This is a genomic window from Parafrankia sp. BMG5.11 (assembly GCF_004337455.1).
This window is the reverse complement of record NZ_SJXI01000134.1, coordinates 11,011-32,531: the sequence shown is the minus strand read 5'-3', so window position 1 is coordinate 32,531 and position 21,521 is coordinate 11,011. Positions and strand designations below refer to the sequence as shown.

The 21,521-nt window shown below is 69.5% G+C and carries 13 protein-coding genes, 1 pseudogene and 1 other annotated feature; of the genes and pseudogenes, 3 read left to right on the top strand and 11 right to left on the bottom strand.

Going from position 1 to position 21,521, the window contains the following annotated elements; translation table 11 throughout:
* The 8 genes and pseudogenes from E0504_RS46925 to E0504_RS46890 form a co-directional block, all read right to left on the bottom strand.
* On the bottom strand, positions 1-654 hold a 654-nt coding region (locus E0504_RS46925; protein ID WP_243657956.1), incomplete at its 3' end, for an IS3 family transposase.
* Positions 613-741 (bottom strand) — a sequence feature (AL1L pseudoknot). It overlaps the preceding gene by 42 nt.
* Complete coding sequence (locus tag E0504_RS46920; RefSeq protein WP_131627744.1) at positions 702-1,022, bottom strand: transposase; 321 nt, start codon at positions 1,020-1,022, stop codon at positions 702-704. (Overlaps the previous feature by 40 nt.)
* A 50-nt stretch (positions 1,023-1,072) precedes the next feature.
* Positions 1,073-1,273, bottom strand: a pseudogene (locus tag E0504_RS46915) (IS1380 family transposase); the annotation flags it as partial.
* Positions 1,274-1,401: 128 nt separating this feature from the next.
* Complete coding sequence (locus tag E0504_RS46910) at positions 1,402-2,334, bottom strand: hypothetical protein (protein WP_131627742.1); 933 nt, start codon at positions 2,332-2,334, stop codon at positions 1,402-1,404.
* Positions 2,335-2,812: 478 nt separating this feature from the next.
* A complete protein-coding gene (locus E0504_RS46905; RefSeq protein WP_112107596.1) occupies positions 2,813-6,256 on the bottom strand; it encodes an AAA family ATPase in 3,444 nt (1,147 codons plus the stop codon).
* The gene (locus E0504_RS46900) at positions 6,253-7,020 is read right to left on the bottom strand and encodes a hypothetical protein (RefSeq protein WP_131627740.1); all 768 of its coding nucleotides are present in this window, start codon (positions 7,018-7,020) and stop codon (positions 6,253-6,255) included. Before E0504_RS46900 ends, E0504_RS46905 begins: the two co-directional genes overlap by 4 nt.
* Entirely contained in the window at positions 7,017-9,086 is a 2,070-nt protein-coding gene (locus E0504_RS46895; protein ID WP_131627738.1) for a TIR domain-containing protein, read from the bottom strand. The genes E0504_RS46900 and E0504_RS46895 overlap by 4 nt, the downstream gene beginning before the upstream one ends.
* Before the next feature lie 839 nt (positions 9,087-9,925).
* Positions 9,926-11,044, bottom strand: a complete 1,119-nt coding sequence (locus tag E0504_RS46890) for a restriction endonuclease (protein WP_112107599.1) — start codon at positions 11,042-11,044, stop codon at positions 9,926-9,928.
* A 498-nt stretch (positions 11,045-11,542) separates the two neighbouring features.
* On the opposite strand from E0504_RS46890, the gene E0504_RS46885 reads away from it, so the two are divergent.
* A complete protein-coding gene (locus E0504_RS46885; protein ID WP_160144306.1) occupies positions 11,543-11,809 on the top strand; it encodes a toll/interleukin-1 receptor domain-containing protein in 267 nt (88 codons plus the stop codon).
* 175 nt (positions 11,810-11,984) lie between these two features.
* On the opposite strand, the gene E0504_RS46880 is transcribed toward E0504_RS46885, so the two are convergent.
* Together E0504_RS46880 and E0504_RS46875 are read right to left on the bottom strand one after the other, a co-directional pair.
* On the bottom strand, positions 11,985-12,380 hold the full coding sequence (locus E0504_RS46880) for an SRPBCC family protein (protein WP_112107601.1): 396 nt from the start codon (positions 12,378-12,380) through the stop codon (positions 11,985-11,987).
* A gap of 119 nt (positions 12,381-12,499) precedes the next feature.
* Positions 12,500-14,053, bottom strand: coding sequence for an alpha/beta hydrolase domain-containing protein (locus tag E0504_RS46875; RefSeq protein WP_112107602.1), 1,554 nt, complete (start codon positions 14,051-14,053; stop codon positions 12,500-12,502).
* Positions 14,054-14,187: 134 nt separating this feature from the next.
* Here E0504_RS46875 and E0504_RS46870 point away from each other — a divergent pair, with 134 nt between their 5' ends.
* Entirely contained in the window at positions 14,188-14,637 is a 450-nt protein-coding gene (locus tag E0504_RS46870; RefSeq protein ID WP_160144307.1) for an ABC transporter substrate-binding protein, read from the top strand.
* On the opposite strand, the gene E0504_RS46865 is transcribed toward E0504_RS46870, so the two are convergent.
* The gene (locus tag E0504_RS46865) at positions 14,631-18,731 is read right to left on the bottom strand and encodes a bifunctional nitrate reductase/sulfite reductase flavoprotein subunit alpha (RefSeq protein WP_112107604.1); all 4,101 of its coding nucleotides are present in this window, start codon (positions 18,729-18,731) and stop codon (positions 14,631-14,633) included. The genes E0504_RS46870 and E0504_RS46865 overlap by 7 nt on opposite strands.
* Positions 18,732-18,977: 246 nt before the next feature.
* Between E0504_RS46865 and nirB the strand changes: the two genes are divergently transcribed.
* The gene (nirB, locus tag E0504_RS46860) at positions 18,978-21,518 is read left to right on the top strand and encodes a nitrite reductase large subunit NirB (RefSeq protein WP_112107605.1); all 2,541 of its coding nucleotides are present in this window, start codon (positions 18,978-18,980) and stop codon (positions 21,516-21,518) included.
* The last annotated feature ends 3 nt before the right edge of the window (positions 21,519-21,521 follow it).

The window sequence follows — 21,521 nt, the reverse complement described above, 5'->3', positions numbered from 1 at the left end:
TCTCGGTCCAATCCGCCGGCCGTCCCATTTCCACACCTCCGGATCGAGGTGTTGCGACGACCAGTTGAATCCGCCCTGAACCCCGCGGTCGGAGTGGTGGATCAGGTTGGAAAGGTCGGCGCCGGCACGCTGGCGGGTCCAGATCGCCATGTTCAGCGCGTCGAGCGCGAGTTCTGTGTACAGGTTCGTGGAAAGCTGCCAGCCGACGATTCTCCGGGAGAACACGTCGAGAACAAACGCCGCGTAGACCCAGCCGGAGAAGGTGCGGACATAGGTGATGTCGGCGACCCACAGCCTGTCCGGCGCCGACGCGGCGAACGTCCGTCGCACCAGGTCAGGTCGACTGTCCGGGCCTTTCGCCCGGACCGTCGTGCGCGGTGAGCGCACCCGTGACACGCCACGCAGGCCGTCCCCGCGCATGAGCCGGGCCACCGTGCAGCGGGCGACGTGCCGGCCGGCGACCCCGCCCTCGCGGTCGAGCTGCGCGAAGATCTTCCGCACCCCGTAGACGCCGTAGTTCTCGGCATGAATCCGCCTGATCTCCTTCAGGGTCTCCTCGTCGGTGACCGCCCGGGCTGACGGTGGCCGTTTCCGCGTGGCGTAGTAGGTGCTCGGGGCGACCTGGACGCCGGCGTCCTTCAACACCGCGCAGATCGGCTCGACCCCGAACGTCTCCTTGTGCTGGTCGATGTAGTCGTGGACTACCGGCGCGGGCGGTCGAGCTCCGCCGCGAAAAAAGCCGACGCCGACTTCAGGATCTCGTTCGCCCGCCGCAACTCCCGGTTCTCCCGCTCCAGCTCAGCCAGCCGGGCGGCCACCTCGGTCGGTACCCCGGGCTTCGTCCCCGCATCGACCTCGGCCTTCGCGACCCAGACCCGCAGCGTCTCCGGCGAGACCCCCAGCTGCGCGCCGATCCGCTGGCACGCGCCCTTCGCGCTCGCCCCCGGCTCGGCTCTCGCGTCCAGCACCAACCGGATCGCGCGCTCCCGCAGCTCGTCGGGGTACTTCCTCGGCGCTGCCATCTCGTCCGCTTCCTCCTGGTTTGACTGTCTCCATCAAACCCGGTACTTGACAATGCCAGCGACAGCGCCAGATCGCACAGCACCTTGCCCGGGTCGTGCACCGCCCGGCCCGGCCGCCACGGCGCCAACACCGCCTGCCCCAGCCCGCTGACCCGGACCGTCTCGGTCAGCAGCAACCCGCCCGCCTGCGACACGACTCCCCGCCCGGCGGCGTCCACGCGGACAGACGGGTACACAGCGGTAGTCTTCACCGCGAAGGTGCTCCTCGGTTCGGGATCGATCAGGCCCTCAGCAAGCCCGATCCTCCCAGCTCGGGAGCACTTTCCTATTCCCGGCACCCCAACAGACGATCACCCCGGTGAAAGCCCGAGGTTAAGACTCACGCGGGCGAGGCGGCCTGACGCAGGCAGGTCTGGATCGTCTTACGGTGAACACCGCTGATTCCAGTTTGATCTGTAAGTCCGGCGACGGGGTCCGTCGAGTCAGGCCGGACAAGGTGAGACCTCCGGAGGTAGACCGCGTCCGCGGCGATCAGGCAGTTCGTCGTCAGGACCCGGGCGTCACAGGCGAGCAGGAACTCCAGGACACGGCACAGTTTCTCGCTGTTCCGGGAGATCCGACTCAGCGCACTCACCACGAACACGAAACCCGGTTCGGTCTCGGCCGTCCTCAGCGCGGCCATCAGAGCCCGGTCGAACCTCGGGTCGATCCCGCTGCAGACGACCTGCCGGAGAAAGCCCGAGGACGCTCCGGCCGCCGTCGCCGTGGGCGCGTCGACCAGTTCGTCATCGGTCGGCAGCTCTGGGTTGGCCGCCACCGGTAGTCGGTAGGACGCCCGGCCTCCACCGTCGACAAGGAGCCCGCGCAAGGCCTCGAGGGCGGACCAGGCACGTGGATAGCGCGCCGCCAGCCCGCCGAACATCCCGCCGCCGAGTCGGCCGGGCGCGCTGGCAAGTAGATGGGACAACGGTCCGGCCGCAAACGTGGTGATCGCCTTGATGCCGCCGACGTTGACGACACCGCGGGTGTGCGGCACCTCGAGCGCGCTGTTGCGGACCACTACCGTGGTCACCGCCTTCAACCAGGGCGATGCATCCGCAGGGTCGTGGTCGAACGACTCCTCGAAGAACGGGGCGGAGATCACCTGCCGGGCCGTTTGGTCGAGGGCGGCCATCGCCTCGGCCCGTTGTAGCACATCGCCGGCTATGGCCGCGCTCTCCTCCACCGGCACATCGCATGCCTCGGTGAGCATGCCGGGAAGGGCCCTGTCGCAGAACTGGCGCATTGCATCTGGATCAGGTTTCAGGGACATGTGACTCCCGATCTTCAATGTGCTTGCGTGGAGCGGCGGGCAGCCTCGCACGATCAGGAGATTGACATCATCGCCGCCGATACGCTAATTGTCGGTCGCAAGCTGTAACTTCTGCAGGATATTGCAAGCTAATGGAAGTAAACAACCGGAATCGTCGGTAGTGATGGGGAATCCGCGAGGAGGTGGCGAGCGGCCACAGCCGGAGTAGGAGACGGGAAGCATGCGGCAGGTCGCGGGTGACCATGGGCGCTCGCCCGGTCCGGGACCTCGATGACCGCTCCGACCTGGGACTTTTGCTCGTAGAGTGCTCCGAGATGAGGTGATATCTCGGCCTGGTTCCCTCGATCGCCGCACGACCGCCGTCCCGTCGACGGCGCACGCGACCGATGGTCCTGTCGGCACTCGGATGGGGCTATCCCGCCCCGTCGCCCGAGCCCACGGCTGGTACTACGGCAGCCTCGTCGCCGTGATCATGCGGTCAGTCCGGGCGGGCGCGGGTGATGACCTCCTCGGCGGTCAGCGGCGAAGGCGGATGGTGGCTCAGGCACATCGGTGTGCGGATCTTGGTGAATGGCAGGGTCTCGCTCGTGGCGTAGAACTCGCCGACGGCGAGCCGGCCGATGTCCGGGGCGTCGCCGCCGCAGGCGCGGGCCATCATCCGGGCAGCTTCGATCTGGGCCGGGGCATTGAGCCGGCCGAACATCTGTGTGGTGGCGTTGCCGGGGATTCCGTTGTGCAGGTTCTTCGGCGCCTGGGTGGCGAAGACCAGCCCGAGGCCGTACTTGCGGGCCTGCGAGGCGAGCGCCAGGGTGCTCGCGGTGCAGGCGGTGGGCGGGCCGGACGGGGCGAACGTCTGCGCCTCGTCCATGACGAACAACCCGCCGAGGGGCCGGTTTCCGGCCGGATTGCGCTTCACCCAGGAGAACAGGGCGAGCTGGAGCTGGTTGACGAAGCTCTGGCGCTGCTCATCATGTTGCAGCCCCACGAGGCTGATCACCGAGACCCGGGCACGCTGCCCCGGCGCGGGGACAAGCAGCGTTCCAGGGTCGACCGGCTCGCCCTTTCCGCCGAACAACGGATCGTTGACCATCGCCGCTCGTAGCGTCTGCGCCAGCTCCGCGGAGCGTTTCCCCGCCGGGTCGAGGTCGTCGGCCACCCCGTCCGGCAGTTCGGCCAGCAGTTCGATGAACGCGGTCAGACCAGTCCGGTCACCGCGGGCGAAATGGCGCAGCGCCGCGGTCAGAACTGCCCGTCCGAGGCTGGCTCGGTTCGTGTTCCCGGTGACGTTCGCTCGGACGGCCAGCGTCGCGACGGCCGCGTCGATCGCCGCCTCGAACTCGTCCGGGTCGGCGCGCAGCCCGGCGAAGTCCGGTAGCGGCTGGAAGGTCAGCGACCGCCCGCCGTCGCGACGCGGCGTCCAGATCACCACGTCCGTGGCGGCCAGGTACTCGGCAGCGAGTCGGGCATCGCCGTCTCTCCAGGCGGTCGGCGGGTTCTGCCAGGCATCGCCAAGGCGGGCCAGGTCGTTGTTCGGATCGAGCACGATCGAGGACACCCCGCGAAGCGCGCACTCCTCGATCAGCCGGCGGATCAGCACCGTCTTGCCCGAGCCCGATCCGGCGAAGATCGTGACATGGCGGCGTAGCACGGCCAGGTCGATCCGGGCCGGCGCGTCTCCCCGCACCGCCGTGCCGAGCGTGAGCGTGGACTGGCCCGCGACACCGCCACCCAGGTCGTCCGAGGGAGCGAAGGACGAACGAACACCATCGGTGGAGGGTGCCACGGAGCGTGGACCCGGCCCGACCTGCGGCGGGGACACGGGGCCGGGCTCGGTCGCAGGCTCGGACTCAAGGCCGGCGTCACCAGCGCTGCCCCGAGGGTCGGGACCGGGCGTCATGGTGGGAGCGCAGGGCGCTAGGGCGGCGGAGCCCGTCGGGCCAGTGCTCGTCAGTGCTGCGCTGGTCGGGTATGCGCTGGTCGGTTCGGTGCCGACCGCGCCGCCGAGCGCCTCCCGCAGAAGCCAGGTGCCGCTGGCGGGGCGCCGGGAGGCCAGCCACGCGCGCAGCCCGGTGGGGCGCTGGTCGAGCAGGGTCCGCAACGCCGCGAAGGTGTCCAGGTCGCCCGCGTGCAACCGCAGGGTGCGGCCGCCCGCGGCGCTGAACGCGACCAGCGCCTGCTGCACTTTCTTCCCTGGACTCCACGGAGCGTTCCGAAGCAGGAACAGCCGTCGCCGAGGGTTGCCAGCGACCATGGCGGCGGCGGTGGAGGCCGCGATAATGCGCGGCAGAACCGCATTGCCATGGCTGGCTGTGATCGCCCGGAAGCACCAGTGCAGCTGCTCGCCGGTGTCGGCGTCGACGGTGCGTGTCAGCCGGGCGTGCAGCGCCGGGCGTGTGCTCGGCACCGGTTCGAGGCTGTAGTCGTGCGCTCCGCCGTTCTCGATGATCCACGCGGACAGTCCGGCGGTCAGCAGCACGGGCACGAGGATGTCCTCGTTGGCTGCCGTGACGCGCGGCGCGCCCGCTCGTAGCTCGGCGAACTGGGCGTCGAGCGCGCTGAGCACCTCGGGACTGGTCGCGCCGACCCTGTCAGCCGCTCGGCCGCGCCCACCGCCGCTCTGGTCCCCGCGCCCCAGCCGATCCGGGCGCTCGCCGTCCAGGTCGGTGCTATCGGTGAAATCCGTGCTGACGGTGATGTCGTGGTCACCGTTGTCCCGAACATCGACGATGTCGTTCTCGTCCGCGGCGGCGAAGTCGAACAGTTCACGGACGACGCCCGTGGACAGGCACTCCTGGAGATGTCGGTCGATGCGCTGCAACAGCTCGCGCGGGGTGTACTGGGGCGCGTGGTCGAAGGCCGACCGGGCCACCGGCCAGGTCGGATAGGGCGGGGCGAAGCCGATGCGGTCGAAGTCCTCCTGGAACCGGCGTTCGATGATCCTGGCTGTGATCTCCGGGTCGTCCAGCCGGTTGAGTGGCATGGTCGCCGAGAACCGGTCGCGCATGGAGGCCACCGCCCGCTCACGGAACTGGATCCAGCTGACCGGCAGGCAGGCGAGCAGGCACAGCGTCCGTTCCATGCGCTCGTGCAGGACGAGCAGGCCGTCCGCCAGCATGTTCAGCCGCACCGCACCCGACCCGTCGAAGCCGCCCAGGCCGCTGTCCGCTGCCTCGTCACGTGCCGTGAGCTCGGCGACGACCCCGTCGACCTGATCAACCGCGATGACACTCGGTCCGGTCAGCGCGAGCAGTCGGGACAGATCGCGGGCGATCTCCATCGGTGGGCGGGTCCGGGCCAGCATGCCGCGGTGCGCCCGCTCGCCGGGCTCCTGCTCGTCCATCGACCGCAGGTAGGTCTCGCCGACCGCCTGGGCGTCGTAGTCGTCCGCGTTGTAGAGGATCAGGGCGCGCAGCGTGTGCTGGCATTCGCGGGCCAGCGCCCGGTCGTGGTCGAAGAACGCGACGACGAGGTCCTTGAGGTGAACTGGCTCCAGCGGACGGTCTCCGACGACCGCGGCGGCCAGCTCCGCCGGCACGCCGAACCGCGCGCACAGCGCCAGCAGGAAGCGCCGGACCTCCGCCTCGCCGTCGACGGTCCGGAAGAGGCTGGTGAGCATCGCCGAGACGACGCTCTCGGCAAAGGCGTCCCCACTCACCGGGCCGATCAGGAAAAAGTAGCCGCCCTGCCGTTCGACCTGCTGACGTACCCAGCCAAGCAGGTGTGTCTTCCCCGCGCCGGCCTGGCCCTGCACGACGATGCCTGGCGGCTTGCGGTCGCCGAGCCGGTCCAGAGCCGCGAGGATGCGCCGGCGCGGCTCGACGTGGACGCCGTCGACGTGCACCGGCGAATCGCGCCAGACGTCCTCGAGCCCGTGTACCCAGTCGAGTTTGATGGCGGCGAGCGCCTCCAGCTCGGCGCTCATACCGGCCCGATCAGCAGCAGATGGTTGTCGTGCTCACCGATGCGGACCGCGGCCGCGCGGTCGGCGGCCGTCAGGGACTTCTGGTCCTCGTCCGGCACCACCCGCACGTCGGGCCGTCGGGCCATCTGCCGCAGCACCTGGTCGACCTGCTTACGGTCGACGCTTCCGAGCAGTGGTCGGACGTCGGCCAGCCGCACCCAGTCATGAGCGTCGGTCGCCAGGCTGGCATACGCTGCCCGGATCGTCGTCTCCAGGCTGGCAGGATTCCCGCTCCGATCGGCCTCCGTGTCCGCCGCCGCCGCCGCCGTCTCCGTCTCCGCCGCCTCCGGCGAAACGGCTGGGCCCGGATCGGGTGGCCCGGCGTAGGCACCAAGCGCTTCGCCGATCGCCCGCTGCTCACGCGTGAGTAGCCGGGCCACCCCTTCGGCGAACGCGAAGAAGACGCCGGCGGGCACGCTGAGCCTCGTGAAGTCGGCACGCAGGGTCAGCTCTCGCGACGCCCTGTTCCAGCCCGCGTCCGTCAGCGTGTGGAAGAGGACGTTGCCGTGGCCGCGAATCTTCTCGCTGCCGACAAGGCCGAGGTCGTTGAGGCGACGCCGGTCGTCGCCGACCAGGGTGAAGCTGAACCGGTCCCGCAGCTCGCTGTTGGAGATGGGCTGGCCCTGAGCGACCAGAGCCAGCAGGATCGCTGCCTGCCGGACGGTGACCGCCGTCGTGTCGCGGGTGGCCGAGCCGCTGGGGGAGGCCGAGCTGTCGCGGGTCATGGGTTGGTTGCCTCTTCCGATGGTGTCCGGCGTGCCGTTACGCAGCGCTCGATCTGGCTGATGACGAGGTCCACGTCGCAGAGAACCGCCTCGTTGGTGAACCGCAGGACGGTGAAACCCTCGAGACCGAGTTCGTTGTCCCGCCAGCGGTCGCGTTCGTAGTGCGCCATCCCACGGTGCTCGGGGCCGTCCACCTCGACGACGACCCGCTGCGCGAACCACGCGAGGTCGACGTAGATCAGCGCTGAGAGCGGTCCCGACCGGTGCGGCTGGTTCCAGGCCCGGCCACGCGCCCAGGCCTGGCGGCTCAGCGCACGTTCGAGCTGCTGCTCCGCCCGGCTCGCCGGATGTGGCCGCCCCCGCACCGCCGGTACGGTCGCCGCCGGCGGTTCCGGGACGGAGATGGCTGGCGCCGCGGAGGTGCCCGGCGCCGCGGGTGGGGATCGCGGAGCCGCCGTGGGCGGTGCGACCGGCGCCACCGTCGAGCCGGCCGGGACGGCACGGGTGAACCGGTTGTTCGCGGGGGTCGCCGGACAGGGCAGAGCCTGGATCCGGTCGGCGTGTGGCGTGTCTGGCTGACCGGTCAGCCAGACACCGACACGGCCCTGGTAGGCGAACCACACCAACGCGTCCAGCAGTGCTCGCTGCTCGGCAGGACGCGATTCCCGCGCGGCTGGATCGACGACCAGCACCAGGTCCGCACGGCCGAACCCCGAGGCGACGGCCTGGGCGGCCCCCACCGCGCGAATATCCGGCGGAAAGCGGCTGGTCCGTGGTCGCGGTCCGCCACGCAGCGCGCGCTCGGCGAGATCGGCCAGGTACCGCGACGAGATCCCCCAGGCGTCGGCTGTCTTCGATGCGAGGTCCCGTATCGCCGCCGGCGCCGCTCCACCCGCGGACTCGATCGCCTCGCTCTCGGGCAGCCAGGCGGGCAGCATCGCCATCGCCACCGTCTCCAACTCGTCGAGCAGCGCTTGCTGGTGGGCGGGTATGGATGGGAGCACGGGTGGGCGGTAGGCGACGGCGGCGGGCGCGTCATCCGGCAGCGGGTCGAGTGCGCGACGCACAGCGGCGTCCGTCGTTCCCTTGAGCCAGGTCAACCGCGAGGTCGGCAACGCGGCCCAGGATGCGGCAGAAACTGCGATCGTGCCGACCGGCCAGGACGGTGCCGCCATCGCACGGCCGCCGGCGGTCGGACCAGGAGAACTCGCCTCACCAGTGGGCGGTGGCGGTGGCGGTGAGGACGGTGTTGATGGCGGAGCGTGCGGATCCCCGGCCGGCCCGCCGGAATGCGTGGTGGTCAGCCGGGCCCGCGAGGTACGCGCGCCGCCGCGGGCCTGGGCGGCCGGACGCCGCGCCTCACAGGTCTCGGACGCTTCCCGCCGGGCGAGCGCGACGCCGGGCCGGGCCGGGCGGGCTGGCGGAGAGGTGGAGACGCCAGCGTCCCGCACGGCGGGGTTCGGCACCGGCGTGACGAACCGGTCCGGTCTGTCGGTCCTGCTCAGAAGGTCAGCCGGATTGGGAACACTGGCCGGGCTGCGCGCGCCAGCCGGCCTCGGAGTGATGGTGGGGAAGGCTGGCGCGGGTCGAGCCGCGGAGGCGGCCGGCGTCTGACGGGGGAATGCCGGCTCGGCGGTGGGCTTGGCACGGCCGTCCAGGGCATGGCGGACGAGCTGCAGCAAGGTGTCCCGGGCCGACTCAGGGGAGACGTCGAACAGGTCGATCGGGGCCAGGCGAGCCAGCAGGCCCGGCGCCTCGCACTCCTCGACGCGGACGGGCAGCAGGCGCCGGTCGGATCCGGACGGATTCGCCGCGATGGCCGCCTGCCATTCGGGCGCGTCGTCAAGACACCGCAGGTAGGCCGCGGAGAGCACGAGAATCGTGCGTCTCGAGCCCACGATGCCCGCCTGAATATGCGAACTCCAGTTCGATCCCGGCACGGAATCCCACGCCTTGATCAGGACTCGATAATTCGCGGACTCCAGCTGCCAGGCGACCCACTCGGCCCAGGCGCGGTCCGACGCGGCATAGGAGAGTAAGAAGTCCCACCGGCCCTCTGACGACACAAGGTCTACCCCCGTCCGGGCCCGCCCCCGTATGCCGGCCCGCGCCGCGATTATTACATCGGCGACAGAGGGCGCCGCTCTGGTGGTTCGTCATGTGCGTGCAGTGCGAGATGCCTGCGGGACCGGTGGAGTTCGACGGGCGAGCGAGGTGAGTCCACATCATCTGGAAAACGTCAGGACAACGCGGCTCGCGGTCTCTCCGGCAATAGAGGCACTACCGGGCGGCGCGAATCCGCGTTCGACTGCCGGATGACAGTGCCGCTCGTGGTTCACCGGACATCGTCCCTGGTCAGAGGCCGAACGGAGCGCAAGAATGAGGATCTCACTTCGGAGCGGCGGTCCGCCCGCGCGCGGTACAAGTGGATCGCGCAGACCGCGGCCTGCAGGAGACCCACCCGCGGGACCCTCGGCGCGGAGTGTTCTGATTGTGCCCGATGTGGCGGAGTTGCCGGTCGGATCCGTCCGCCGCCTCGCTGGGGAGGCCCCGGTTCCGGGTCTGACGGATGACACCAGCGTCGCGCGACGCAGAACCTGACCCGTGCGGTCGTGGCTGCCTGGGGCGTGCTGCGGGTGTGACCGTCAACCTTCGTGACAGCCGGATCACCAAGGCGCTGGCGCTACGGTGTCGTCCAGTTGTCCATCTGTGGCCCGGTGGCTCGCGGCGACGACATCGACGAAGCAGACGTTGACCTGCTGTACGTGCGGACGCCCGACTCGAGCATCGAGTGCGAGATCGTCGACTCGATTGAGGTCGCGGTCACTGCCGATGAAAGCGGGCAGCGTCGGCAGCAGTCCGCGGGACCGCAGAGGGCGTTTACATCACGACCGGCATGCCGCCGTCACCCTCGGTGTGGCCGTTGATAGTTTAGCCGGATGAGGCGGCCAGCTCGAAACAGCGAGATCGAGGACAGCAGGTCGGCCTTGATGCCGCGGGCGCGCTGCCCAGCCGTGCGCTCGTCATAAAGGAGCCAGTCCTCCAGCAGCGCCGGTAGCGAGAACTGGAGCTGAAAAGCCCGGGAACCGTCAGCGGGCACGATTATCCAGTCGCCGGTGACCTCGCGTCGGGTCACGAACTGGATGCTCACGCCGATTTCGGGCCCATTGTGTGCGACGTAGGTGTCGAGCGCGGCGAGGTCAGCAGGCCGCAGAGCCAGCACAAAAGGTGCGGACGGAAACGCGAAGACCAGATTCTCGCCCAGCTGCCCGACAGACTCGGCGGCAAGGAAGGCCAGGCGATCTCGGGGAAGAGCTTCAGCCTCTCGCCGTGCCGGGTTCAGTTCTTCTGCCCGTAGGGCTCGACGCGCACGCCTCTCGAAGCCGAACCAGTCATTGGGGTTCTCCGTGCTGATCTCGTCGGACTCCACATTGGTCCATGTGTCGAAGGCCAGCCTGAGAGCGGTACGGACCTGTCCGGTGGGCAACGGCGAAACCCGCGTATCTTCGGCAAGCTCGTAGACTCTCCGTGCGGTGTGGTCGACGGCGCTCAGCAACCTGGAAAAACCCGGGCTCGACAGGTCCACAAGGGAGATCTGCTGGGCGAGCGCGAACTGCTGGGCGGGCTTGGTGAAGCCGGAGGTGGAGAATAGGGCGTACCGGTAGTGGTAGCGTCGCATCGGGATCGCGCGTGAGCCCGCCGACGCCGTCGAGTGATGCTCGTTGACGTCGTGGATGACTCCATGTGCATTCCGCACGTCACCTAGACCCGTCTTCGCGGTACGATATTTCGCCTCGACGAAGATACGTAGAGGTAGCGAGAACGGAACCGGCAAGGTCAACTCGCCGAGCACATCGGCCTGGTGATCCGTGCCACGACCGCGTACGAGGAGCCCGTGTGCGCCCCGTTTCAGTGCCTCGGGGTCCTGCAGCTCGGATACCAGCAGGCGGTACCCACTCTCGTAAAGGAGCCGAGCCAACACCTCCTCCAGGATATAGCCCCGCAGCTGCTCCAGGCTGGTCATAGCACCGCTTCCTGGTGGGCCCGGCACTGAAGATCTCGGCGTCCCACCCGCTCGATCGTGTCAAGTTCGGCTCTGAAGTCGTCGATGAGGTGGCGGCCGGTTTCATGCTGCCGATCGCATCCAGCGCGCGGCCTGGGCAAGCACAGCTTCCTCGACGGTCTCGTACGACTGGGTCATCGAGTCGCCGCCTCGGGCAGCTTCGACGTTCTCCGGGGGGCGAGCACCGATCCGAACGCCGGACGCTAGCCATACCGGCGCCAGCCCTCATCGTTGGGCTTGAGATGGAATGCGGCCCCTGCCGGATGGGGTAAGTCCGCTAGGAGGCCGATGACAAGAACGTGGTCAAGGTGTAGTCGATCGTGGCGACATCCTACGGGATACCGCGGCGCACGGAGGCCGATATCTGGGTGGTCGACGGTGACGGCCCTGAGCTGTACCGAATAAATCACTGTCCGCTATAGGTGTGGCGGCGGGGCCCCGTCAGGCAGCAGCGGCCCCGTGGTCGTGGGGCGGGCCGGGGCTTCGCCGCACATTGACTTCTACGTGTCCTACGCGGACGCGGACCGAGGCTGGGCGGAACGGATCGCATCCGGGCCGGAGGAAGTCAACCATCGGATGATCTTAAAGGAATGGGACTTCACCACGGGATCGCATTGTGGCCGGGAGATGCACCGTGTCGCGACGGTGGCGCAGCCGACGGTCACGGTGCTCTCGGATGCCTACGTGACCTGCACCTTCGGGGAGGCCGAATGGCAGGCTGCCTGACGCGCGGACCCTTCGGGTGCCAATCGGGAAAGGTGTCGCCGGTGTGGGTGAAGGGTATTCGGAACGGGGCGGATCAAGCCGGAGTCGTCGGCGTCCGTCGACCACGGTGCTGGTCCACGGGGCCGCCAGGCCTGCGGAGTGGGGGTGTTCATGCAGGCCGGTCAATGGCCCCGCGTCAGGACTCCAGGAGGCTCCGCAGGCGTCCAAGGTCCGCACGCACGAGCGCCGCGTCCCGATCGAAGTCGCCATCCGCCACGCCGGGCAGCTGGTAGAGCGTGAAGACGACCTCGCTGCCCTCACTGTTGCGCAGTACTCGGAGCGGGTTGTGAACCACCGTTCCGTCCGGGAGCGTCACATCGTGGTCAAGCACACCGTGCTGCACCGGACCCGTGAAGGAGACTTCGACCGTTCCCATCGGTGAATCCGTCACCCAGCGCCCTTCCTCGAGCCGGATGCCGTTGCTCAGGCCCGCCGCCCACAGGGGAAGGTTCTCCGGGTTCCCGGCGAAGGCCGCGACCGCCGCGGGGGCGCGTTCGATGGGCTGTGAGATGTGCAGCGCTCGCCACGTCATTCGACCAGGCTACGAGGAGCCGCGGCACACGCGAGGGAGGGGACGACGCCGTCCGACGGAATGCGGCCTCTTCAGCGGCCACCCTGACGGCCTCACACTGAGTCATGTTCGACTCAGCACTAGCGTTCGGGGAACAGCTCGGCTGCGTTGGCCGCCGCGGTCGCCTTGAGCGCAGGTGCCTCGCGGGCGAGGATGTACCCGGCTGTCACGGCTTCGTCGACGGCGTGGTCGTAGGCAGCGAGGTAGGTCTGGCGGTCGGGGTAGAGGGTCCGCAGGCGGTTGGTCGGGAAGGGCGACATCGTTCCGAACAGGGAGTCCATCAGGGAGGCGCCCGGGACGGTACCGCTGTAGGTCGCGACGGGAACCTCGAGTTCCGGCATCCGGATACCGCCGAGGGCGTTGCCGTAGGTGTCCCGCTCGATGCGCGGCGGGTTTCCGGCGAAGGCGATGCGGGGCAGTGACGGCGGCGGGGCTCCACCTGAGGCCCACCTCACCAGGTCCGCGCTGGCGGCGGACACGACCGGCTGCCAGTTGAGCGAGTTCGGAGCCGCCGTCGCGCCGACTGCGCCCGAGGTCGACCCGAGGGCGGCCGTGGGCAGGGTGAGGCCGTCGCGGGTGAAGAGCTTGACCACGTCGCCGATGGTGTCGGAACCGCCCCCGGCATGGGCGGCACCCGCGATCTCCCAGAATCGGAACGTGGCCGAGTCCGGTTGACGCGCCGGGTAGATCGACTCCGCCTCGGTCTCCGTGCTCACGAGGATCGACGGGATGCCGAGGTCATCGCGGATTCGCGTGGGCGGCCGGGCGAGCGAGGCGGCGGCGTCGTCGGCTTCCGCGGCTATCTGGAAATCGGCCGCGCGCCCGAAGCTGGTGATCAACAGAGCGCCGTCGAGTGCCTTGCTCAGGGGCTGGACGCCGTTGAGGTAGGAGGTCAGGCGGAAGCCGGACTGGGATGCGCCGGTGCCGAACACGTGCTTGACGTCAAATCCTGCCATCGGGTCGACCGGCAGCTCTCCACGCTCGCGCCCGACGAGGAGCGCGGCCTTCGTGAAGATGTCGTAGGAGAAGTTGTCGCCGGGATGGGTCAACGATCCGTAACGATGCGGGTCCCAGTTCCGCAGGCCGTTTCCTTCGGCCCCGGGAACTCCGTCGAGGCCGACCTTCTGAGCCGACACGTAAACGGTGGCGTCGCCGTCGCGCACGCTCTCGTGGGTGAAACTGCCGATCTCGAATCCGGCCGTCACATTGAGCCAGGACAGCCAGACGGTGCCGCTGAACTTCCTGGGCTCGCTGGGACGGATCACGAGAATCCGCGTCCTGAACGGTGCCGTGGCGGCCGGCCGCAACGTCCAGCGGCCATCCGTACCGAGCTGCGTGCCCGGCGCCGGGGCGTAGGAGGTGGCGTTGCCGTCGAGGATGAACTCCTGGGCGGTGTAGCCATAGCTGGCGAGGTCGAACACCGGGAGCGAGAAGGGGTTCGGACGGTCGCCATTGGTCGTCGGTCCCGTGACGGTCGTCCCGGTGCGCCTCGCCGCGTTGACGGTCGGCGTCGCTGTCTGGGTGGGCGTGTCTCCGCCAACGTCGTCAGCGCAGGCCGCGACACTGGTCAGAGCCGTGACCGCCACGAGGGAGAGCAGAAGCGGGGCTAATCGACCTGGCCGGCGTCGTCTCATGCGCGCTCCTGATATTTGTGCACGGCAGAGGCCGCTGTCGCGTGTAAAGAGCTTGGCGGGCGCTATGACCCTAATGCCACAGTAGGTGTGCGTCCAGACGATCCAGAAATATTATCTGGCCGTCGACGAGCTTTGTGGCCGCCGTCGCCCGGTCGAACCATCCACGGGCAGCGGTCGGCCAACCGTGGAGGATCGCGAATCCGGAACAGAGGAAGCAGCTGACCGAGCTGTTCACGCAGGTGGCCGGGCGGTTCTTCGCGGATGCTCTCGCCCAGGTCACCACGTTCAAGATCCTGCCGACCAGGCCGAATGAGGAGCCTGGGACGGTCCACGGAACATTCCGCAGCACCGCCGCCCCGGAGACGAGCTCCGTCGCGTTCCGGTGGGTGAAGCAGGCGGACGGGTTGGAGCGCGCGGATTTCGCCATCGAGAGCCTGTGGATCACGACGACCTACCGGCAGCAGTTCGCGCAGGTCATGAATCAGGGATCGACGCCTTCCGAAGGTACTGACGATCCGTCCGGTCCCTACGCTTGGGGACATGACCGACAGCACGATCCCGCGCCAGTCGACTGTTGTCAGTAGACGTCGCGAAGGTAGCGCGCGTCGGCGGTGAGCTGTCGGAGATAGTCGCCGGCCTGTCCGGCGCTCATATCCCCGTGGTTCACCACGACGTCGCGCAGAGCGGTGTCGACGTCCTTGGCCATCCGCGCCGCATCTCCGCACACGTAGACCACGGCGCCCTCGCGCAGCCAGCGCCACAGCCGCGCGCCTCGCTCGCGCATGCGATCCTGCACGTAGATCTTGGCTCGCTGGTCGCGGGAGAAGGCCGTGTCGAGTCGGGTCAGCAGTCCCGACCGCGCGAACTCGGCAAGCTCATCGCTGTAGTAGAAGTCGGTCGCCTTGCGTTGCTCGCCGAAGAAGAGCCAGTTGCGACCGGTGTGACCGCGGGCCCGGCGCGTGTCCAGGAAGGCGAGGAACGGGGCCAGCCCGGTGCCCGGGCCGATCATGATCATCGGCGTCTCCGGGTCGGACGGTGGGGCGAATCCCGAGGAGCGGGCGACGGCGACCTGTATTGGCGTACCGGCCGGAGCATCGGCGAGGAACGCTGACGCCACGCCGGTGCGTGCCGCGCCCGAGGGTGCGTCGTAGCGCACCACGGACACAAGCGTCCGAATCCGCCGAGGCGAGACCTCAGCCGACGACGAGATCGAGTACCGGCGTTCACGTAGGGGCCTGAGGAGCTCGCACCACTCCTGCGCGGAGGCGTGCGTGCCGGTCTCGGCGATCACATCCACGGTCTGCCGTCCCCACAGCCACCCGTCAAGATCCGCACGGTCGCCGCGCAGCAGACGTTGGAGGTGGCGTGAGCCGCTGCGCTCAGCCACGAAGGCGAGAAACGCGCGGGATGGCTTCGCGATCTCAAGATGGTCGCGTAGGGCGACGGCGAGCTCTGTCTGGCCGAACTGGGGCAGTTCGACGATCGTGTCGCCGCGCAGACCTGTCGTGCTGAGCCATTCGTCGACCAGCTCGGCGCGATTGCTGGGCCGCAGGACGAGGGCGTCACCGGTCTCGTAAGTGAGGTCGCTGTCCCCCAGGTCGATCAGGAACTCGCGAACCTCCTTGGCTGAACCCGCGCCGCTGAGCAGTCGGTTGCCCGCCAGGATCACCCGGTGCGTCTCGCTCACCCGCGGGGCCCGGGACGCGCCCGAGGGCCGCGACACCGTCGCAGGCGCAGGCGCAGGCTCGGGTCTGGCGGGGGAGGCCCCTGCGCGAGCGGCAAGCACCCGGTCGAGCCAGGCCTGGGCCGCCTCGTCGAAATCCGGCTCGCAGTCGACCCGGTCGGCCAGGCGCAGTCCGCCGAGTTCGGCGAGCAGCTCGTCGATACGCCGACCGTGGCCGCAGAAGTCGCTGTAGCTGCTGTCACCGAGGGCGATCACGCTGAAGCGGACGTCGTCGAGCGGCATCGAGCGAGCTCGCAGCCTCGCCAGGAATTCGGAGCCGTTGTCGGGGGACTCCCCGTCGCCGAAGGTGCTCGTGACGACCACGAGGTCGGTGCGCGGGGCGATGTGGTCGATCTCGTTGAGGGACAGCCTGGTGACGACGGCGCCGGACTCGGTCAGCCTCGCCTCGGCCTGTTCGGCGACCCGTTCCGCGTTGCCGGTCTGGGAGGCCCAGCCGAGCAGCACCCTGCGCTCGCCTGTCCCCGACGAGATCTCGTGTCCTTCGGCCGGAAGGCGTGACCAGAGACCGGCCAGTACGCCGTTCACCCACAGGGCCGTCCGCGCGGTGACTGGTGCCGACGGCGGGAGCGTGGGTACCGAGGTGAGCGGTCCGCGCGCGAGATCGATGCCCAGACCAGCCACGAAGCCAGCCAGATAGGTGCTCTCGTCGTCGTTCAGCGCCGGGGCGGCCGTCCCGGCGAGCCCGAGCAGTCTCGCGACGGGTGCGGCGGAGGCCACGTCGCCCGCCTGAAGGGCGGAGGCCACGTTGTCCGCCGGAAGTACGTCGTTCGTGACGGTGGGCGGAGGCTGGGCCGTCGTGGGCGTGTGGACGCGCGTGAGCGCGACGGCACTGGCCTTGAACCCGGGCTGCAGGGAGACAGGATCGACCGCGTCGGAGGTCGTGGCGTTCACCGCGAGGTACTCGCCGAACATGTCGTTCCAGTGGAACGGGGCGAAGCAGTTGCCCGGCTGGACCCGGTCGGTGACGGCGGCGGGCAGGACGGCGCGCCCTCGCCGCGAGGCGACCTCCACCTGGTCCCCTTCGGAGATTCCGAGTGCCGCGGCGTCGTCCGGGTGAATCTCGATGAACGGGGCCGGGTTGAGCTTGTTGAGTCGCCCGACGCGCCCGGTCTTGGTCAGGGTGTGCCACTGGTGCTGGAGGCGGCCCGTGTTGAGGAGATAGGGGTACTGCTCGTCGGGCATCTCCCGCGGGTCGACGTGCGGCCGCGGCCAGAACTTCGCCCTCCCGGACGGAGTCGGGAACCGTGGGCCGTCGTCGGTCAGGTAACGGATCGGGTTGCGAGCGCCGGCGCCTGGCGGCGCGGGCCACTGCATCGGCCCGTCCCGCAGTCTGTCGTGGGTGATGCCGCGTAGGTCCCATCCGGTCACCGGATTCCACGCCTGACGCAGCTCGTCGAACACTTCCTGCGCACTGTTGTAGGTGAAGTGGTCGGCATATCCCAGACGGGCGGCGATCCCGGCGATGAGCTGCCAGTCGGCGCGTGCCTGGCCGGGCGGGTCCGCCGCGGGCTGGGTGAGGGTGAGATTCCGTTCGGAGTTCACCATCACGCCGGCCGTCTCCGCCCAGACGGCCGCGGGCAGGACGACGTCGGCGTAACCGGTGGTCTCCGTTTCGGTGAAGGCCTCGTGGACGAGGACGAACTCGGCCGTCTCCAGGCCTTCGATGACGGTGCGGCGGTTCGCTACGGTGGCGACCGGGTTGGTGCAGATGATCCATGCTGCCTTGATCGCCCCGGTCGACATCTGCTCGAACATTCCGATCGTGCCGTTGCCGTGGTCCGCGCGGATCGTGTCCGCCGGCAGGCCCCAGAGCTGCTCGATGTGCGCGCGGTCGGCGGGATCCAGGAGCGACCTCTGCCCGGGTAGGCCCGGCCCCATGTAACCCATCTCGCGGCCGCCCATCGCGTTGGGCTGTCCGGTGAGCGAGAACGGCCCGCTCCCGGTGCGGCAGATCGCGCCGGTCGCGAGGTGGAGGTTGATCAGGGCGTTGGTGTTCCAGGTGCCGTGGGTGGACTGGTTGAGTCCCATCGTCCAGCAGCTCATCCAGTTCCCGGCGGCCGCGATGAGTGCCGCGGCGGTGCGCAGGTCGTCCTCCGGGACGCCGGTGATGTCGGCGACGGTAACCGGGTCGTAGCCGGCGAGGAGGTCGGGCATGGCGGCCCAGCCCTCGGTGTGGGCGGCGACGAACGACTCGTCGACCGCGCCGGAGGCGTGCAGCAGGTGAAGCAGTCCGTTGAGCAGTGCGATGTCCGTGCCCGGCCGGAGCTGGAGGAACAGATCGGCCTTGTCCGCCGTCGCCGTCCGGCGGGGGTCGACCACGATGAGCTTCGCGCCGGCCCTGACGCGATCCATCATCCGCAGGAACAGGATCGGGTGGCAGTCGGCCATGTTCGCGCCGATGACGAGGAACACGTCGGCGTGGTCGAAGTCGTCGTAGCTGCCGGGGGGAGCGTCCGCTCCTAGGCTGAGCTTGTAGCCCGAGGCGGCGCTGGCCATGCACAGCCGGCTGTTGCACTCCTGGTACTGGGTGCGCAGGAAGCCCTTGGCGAGCTTGGTGATCAGGTATTGCGCCTCGATGCTCAGCTGGCCGGAGGTGTAGATGCCGATGGCGTCCGGGCCGTGTTCGTCGCGCAGCGCCGCGAGGCGGGCGGCGGCGAGGTCGAGCGCCGTGTCGACGTCGACCGGGGCCGGCTCCTCGTCGCGGCCGGCCCGGGCGAGCGCGGTGGTGAGCCGTCCGGGCGCGTTGAGCATTTCGGCTGTGGTCGCGCCCTTGGTGCACAGTCGGCCACGGTTCACCGGATGATCGGGATCCCCTGTGGAACGGACGACCCGCGGGGTGTCCCCACCGCGGTCGACCTCGAGGACGATCCCGCAGCCGACACCGCAGTACGCGCACACGGTGCGGACCCGGTCCAGCGCGACCTTCGTGGTCACCGAAGCACCAGGTGCACTCTGCGGTGTCCTGTGGGTGGGGTGATGGGCGGCGCTGGCACAGTGCGACGGTTCCAGAGCCGGGTTACCCGGGCTCGCGTGTCGGGTTGCGGTCGCGCAACCGTCCCCTCACCACGGCGGACGGCGCGTGGCGAGCAATCCGTTTCGGCGAAGTAACCGTGCCGACCGCCCGGGATAACTCGCGGTGGTCAAGGTGGCACCAACCCAGAGCGGAGAGGGGACTGCTTCATGCCCGCAACCCGCCGGAAGCACGTCGTCGTCGTCGGTAACGGTATGGTCGGCCAGCGGTTCGTGGAGACACTGCGGCAACGCGACACCGGGGGCCGGTTCTCGATCACCGTGGTGGGCGAGGAGCCGCGCCGTGCGTACGATCGCGTCGCGCTCTCGTCCTACTTCGACGGAGTGAGCGCCGCCGAACTGGACCTCGTGGCCGCGGGCACCTACGACAGCCCGCACGCGACGCTGCATCTGGACGAGTCCGTCGCGGCGATCGACCGGGCCGCCTCGACCGTCACCACCAGCCGCGGTCGCACCCTCGACTACGACGTCCTCGTGCTGGCCACCGGCTCGTACCCGTTCGTCCCCCCGGTCCCGGGCAGGGACCTGGACGGCTGCTTCGTCTACCGGACCCTCGACGACCTGGACGCCATCCGCGCCGCTGCCGCGGCCGCGGCCGAACACACGCGTGGCCGCCGGGCCGGGCTGGTCGTCGGCGGTGGGCTGCTCGGGCTCGAGGCGGCGCGGGCGCTGCGCCTGCTCGGCATGAGCCCGCACGTGGTGGAGCTGGCGCCGCGGCTGATGCCGCTGCAGGTGGACGAGCCCGGCGGCGCGGTGCTCCGCCGACTGATCGAGCGCCTCGGCGTCACCGTCCACACGGCGACGTCCGTGGCCGCCGTCGAGCCCAGCGGCGGACGGCTGCTCGCCACCCTGGCCAACGGCACCGAGCTCGACCTGGACGTCGTCGTCTTCTCCGCCGGCATCCGTCCCCGCGACCAGTTGGCGCGTGAGTGTGGCCTTGCTGTCGGGCCGCGCGGCGGCGTCGCGGTGGACGCACGGTGCCGCACGACCGACGAGTCCATCTATGCCATCGGGGAGTGCGCCGTCGTCGACGGTCATGTGTACGGCCTGGTCGCCCCGGGCTACGACATGGCCTCCGTGGTCGCCGAGCAGCTGCTCGGCCGGGACGCCACGTTCACCGGCGCGGACCTGAGCACGAAGCTCAAGCTGCTCGGTGTCGACGTCGCCAGCTTCGGTGACGCCCTCGCGGCCACGGCGGGTGCGCTGGAGGTCCGAGTCGAGAACGCGGTGGAGAACACCTACGCCAAGATCGTCGTCTCCGACGACGCCAGCACGCTGCTCGGCGGCATCCTCGTGGGTGACGCGAGCCGTTATGCGGCACTGCGCCCTCTGGTCGGGCGGCGGCTCCCGGCGGACCCCGTCGCGATGATCGCCCCGACCGGCGGAGTCGACCTCGACGCGGGGGCCCTGCCTCGCGAGGCGCAGATCTGCTCCTGCAACGACGTCTCCAAGGGCGCGATCCTGGACTCGATCGTCGAGCACGGTCTCACCGACGTCGCGGGGATCAAGGCGTGTACGCGGGCCGGCACGACCTGCGGATCCTGCGTGGCCCTGCTCAAGCCACTGCTGGCCGAGGCCGGCGTCGAGGTCGGCACGGGGCTGTGCGAGCACTTCGACGTCACCCGGGCCGAGCTCTTCGAGATCGCCCGCAGTCAACGGATCGGCACCTTCACCGAGCTCGTCCAGCGGCACGGACGTGGCCGCGGCTGCGACACGTGCAAGCCCGCCGTGGCCTCGATCCTGGCCAGCCTGGGGCACGGCTACGTCCTGGACGGAGAACAGGCCGCCCTGCAGGACACCAACGACCATTTCCTTGCGAACCTCCAGAAGAACGGCACCTACTCGGTGGTGCCCCGCGTCCCGGGCGGGGAGATCACGCCGGAGAAGCTGATCGTCATCGGCGAGGTGGCCCGTGACTTCGGTCTCTACGTGAAGATCACCGGAGGGCAGCGCGTCGACCTGTTCGGGGCGCGGGTCGAGCAGCTGCCGCTGATCTGGAGGCGTCTGGTCGACGCCGGGATGGAGTCCGGCCACGCCTACGGGAAGGCGATGCGGACCGTGAAGAGCTGCGTCGGCTCGACGTGGTGCCGCTACGGTGTCCAGGACTCGGCCGGCCTCGCCATAGACCTCGAACTGCGCTACCGCGGCATCCGAGGCCCCCACAAGATCAAGGCTGGTGTCAGCGGCTGCGCCCGCGAATGTGCCGAGGCGCAGGGCAAGGACATCGGCGTGATCGCCACGGATGCCGGCTGGAACCTCTACGTCGGCGGCAACGGGGGAGCGCGCCCGCGGCACGCCGACCTGTTCCTCACCTCGGTCGACACCGGGACCCTCGTCAGGGCCATCGACCGGTTCATCATGTTCTACGTCCGGACCGCCGACCGTCTGCAGCGGACGTCCACCTGGGTCGAGTCGCTGTCCGCGGACGGTCAGGACGGACTGGCGTACCTGCGCGGCGTGCTCGTCGACGACAGCCTCGGCATCTGCGCCGAACTGGACGCCGCCATGGAATCGCACGTCGCGCACTACTCTGACGAGTGGGCCGACACCCTGGCCGACCCCGAGCGGCTCAGGCGGTTCGTCAGTTTCGTGAACGCACCGGAGGTGCCGGACCCGTCCATCCAGTGGGCGCCCGAGCGCGGCCAGATCAAACCGCTGATCGCCGGCCCGACCCTGGAGGTGGTGTCGTGAGGA

Bases quoted from the DNA above. Each gene is read 5' to 3' on its own strand.
- E0504_RS46920 (WP_131627744.1), bottom strand. From the start codon at position 1,022: ATGGCAGCGCCGAGGAAGTACCCCGACGAGCTGCGGGAGCGCGCGATC.
- E0504_RS46910 (WP_131627742.1), bottom strand. From the start codon at position 2,334: ATGTCCCTGAAACCTGATCCAGATGCAATGCGCCAGTTCTGCGACAGG.
- E0504_RS46905 (WP_112107596.1), bottom strand. From the start codon at position 6,256: ATGAGCGCCGAGCTGGAGGCGCTCGCCGCCATCAAACTCGACTGGGTA.
- E0504_RS46900 (WP_131627740.1), bottom strand. From the start codon at position 7,020: ATGACCCGCGACAGCTCGGCCTCCCCCAGCGGCTCGGCCACCCGCGAC.
- E0504_RS46890 (WP_112107599.1), bottom strand. From the start codon at position 11,044: ATGACCAGCCTGGAGCAGCTGCGGGGCTATATCCTGGAGGAGGTGTTG.
- E0504_RS46880 (WP_112107601.1), bottom strand. From the start codon at position 12,380: ATGACGTGGCGAGCGCTGCACATCTCACAGCCCATCGAACGCGCCCCC.
- E0504_RS46875 (WP_112107602.1), bottom strand. From the start codon at position 14,053: ATGAGACGACGCCGGCCAGGTCGATTAGCCCCGCTTCTGCTCTCCCTC.
- nirB (WP_112107605.1), top strand. From the start codon at position 18,978: ATGCCCGCAACCCGCCGGAAGCACGTCGTCGTCGTCGGTAACGGTATG.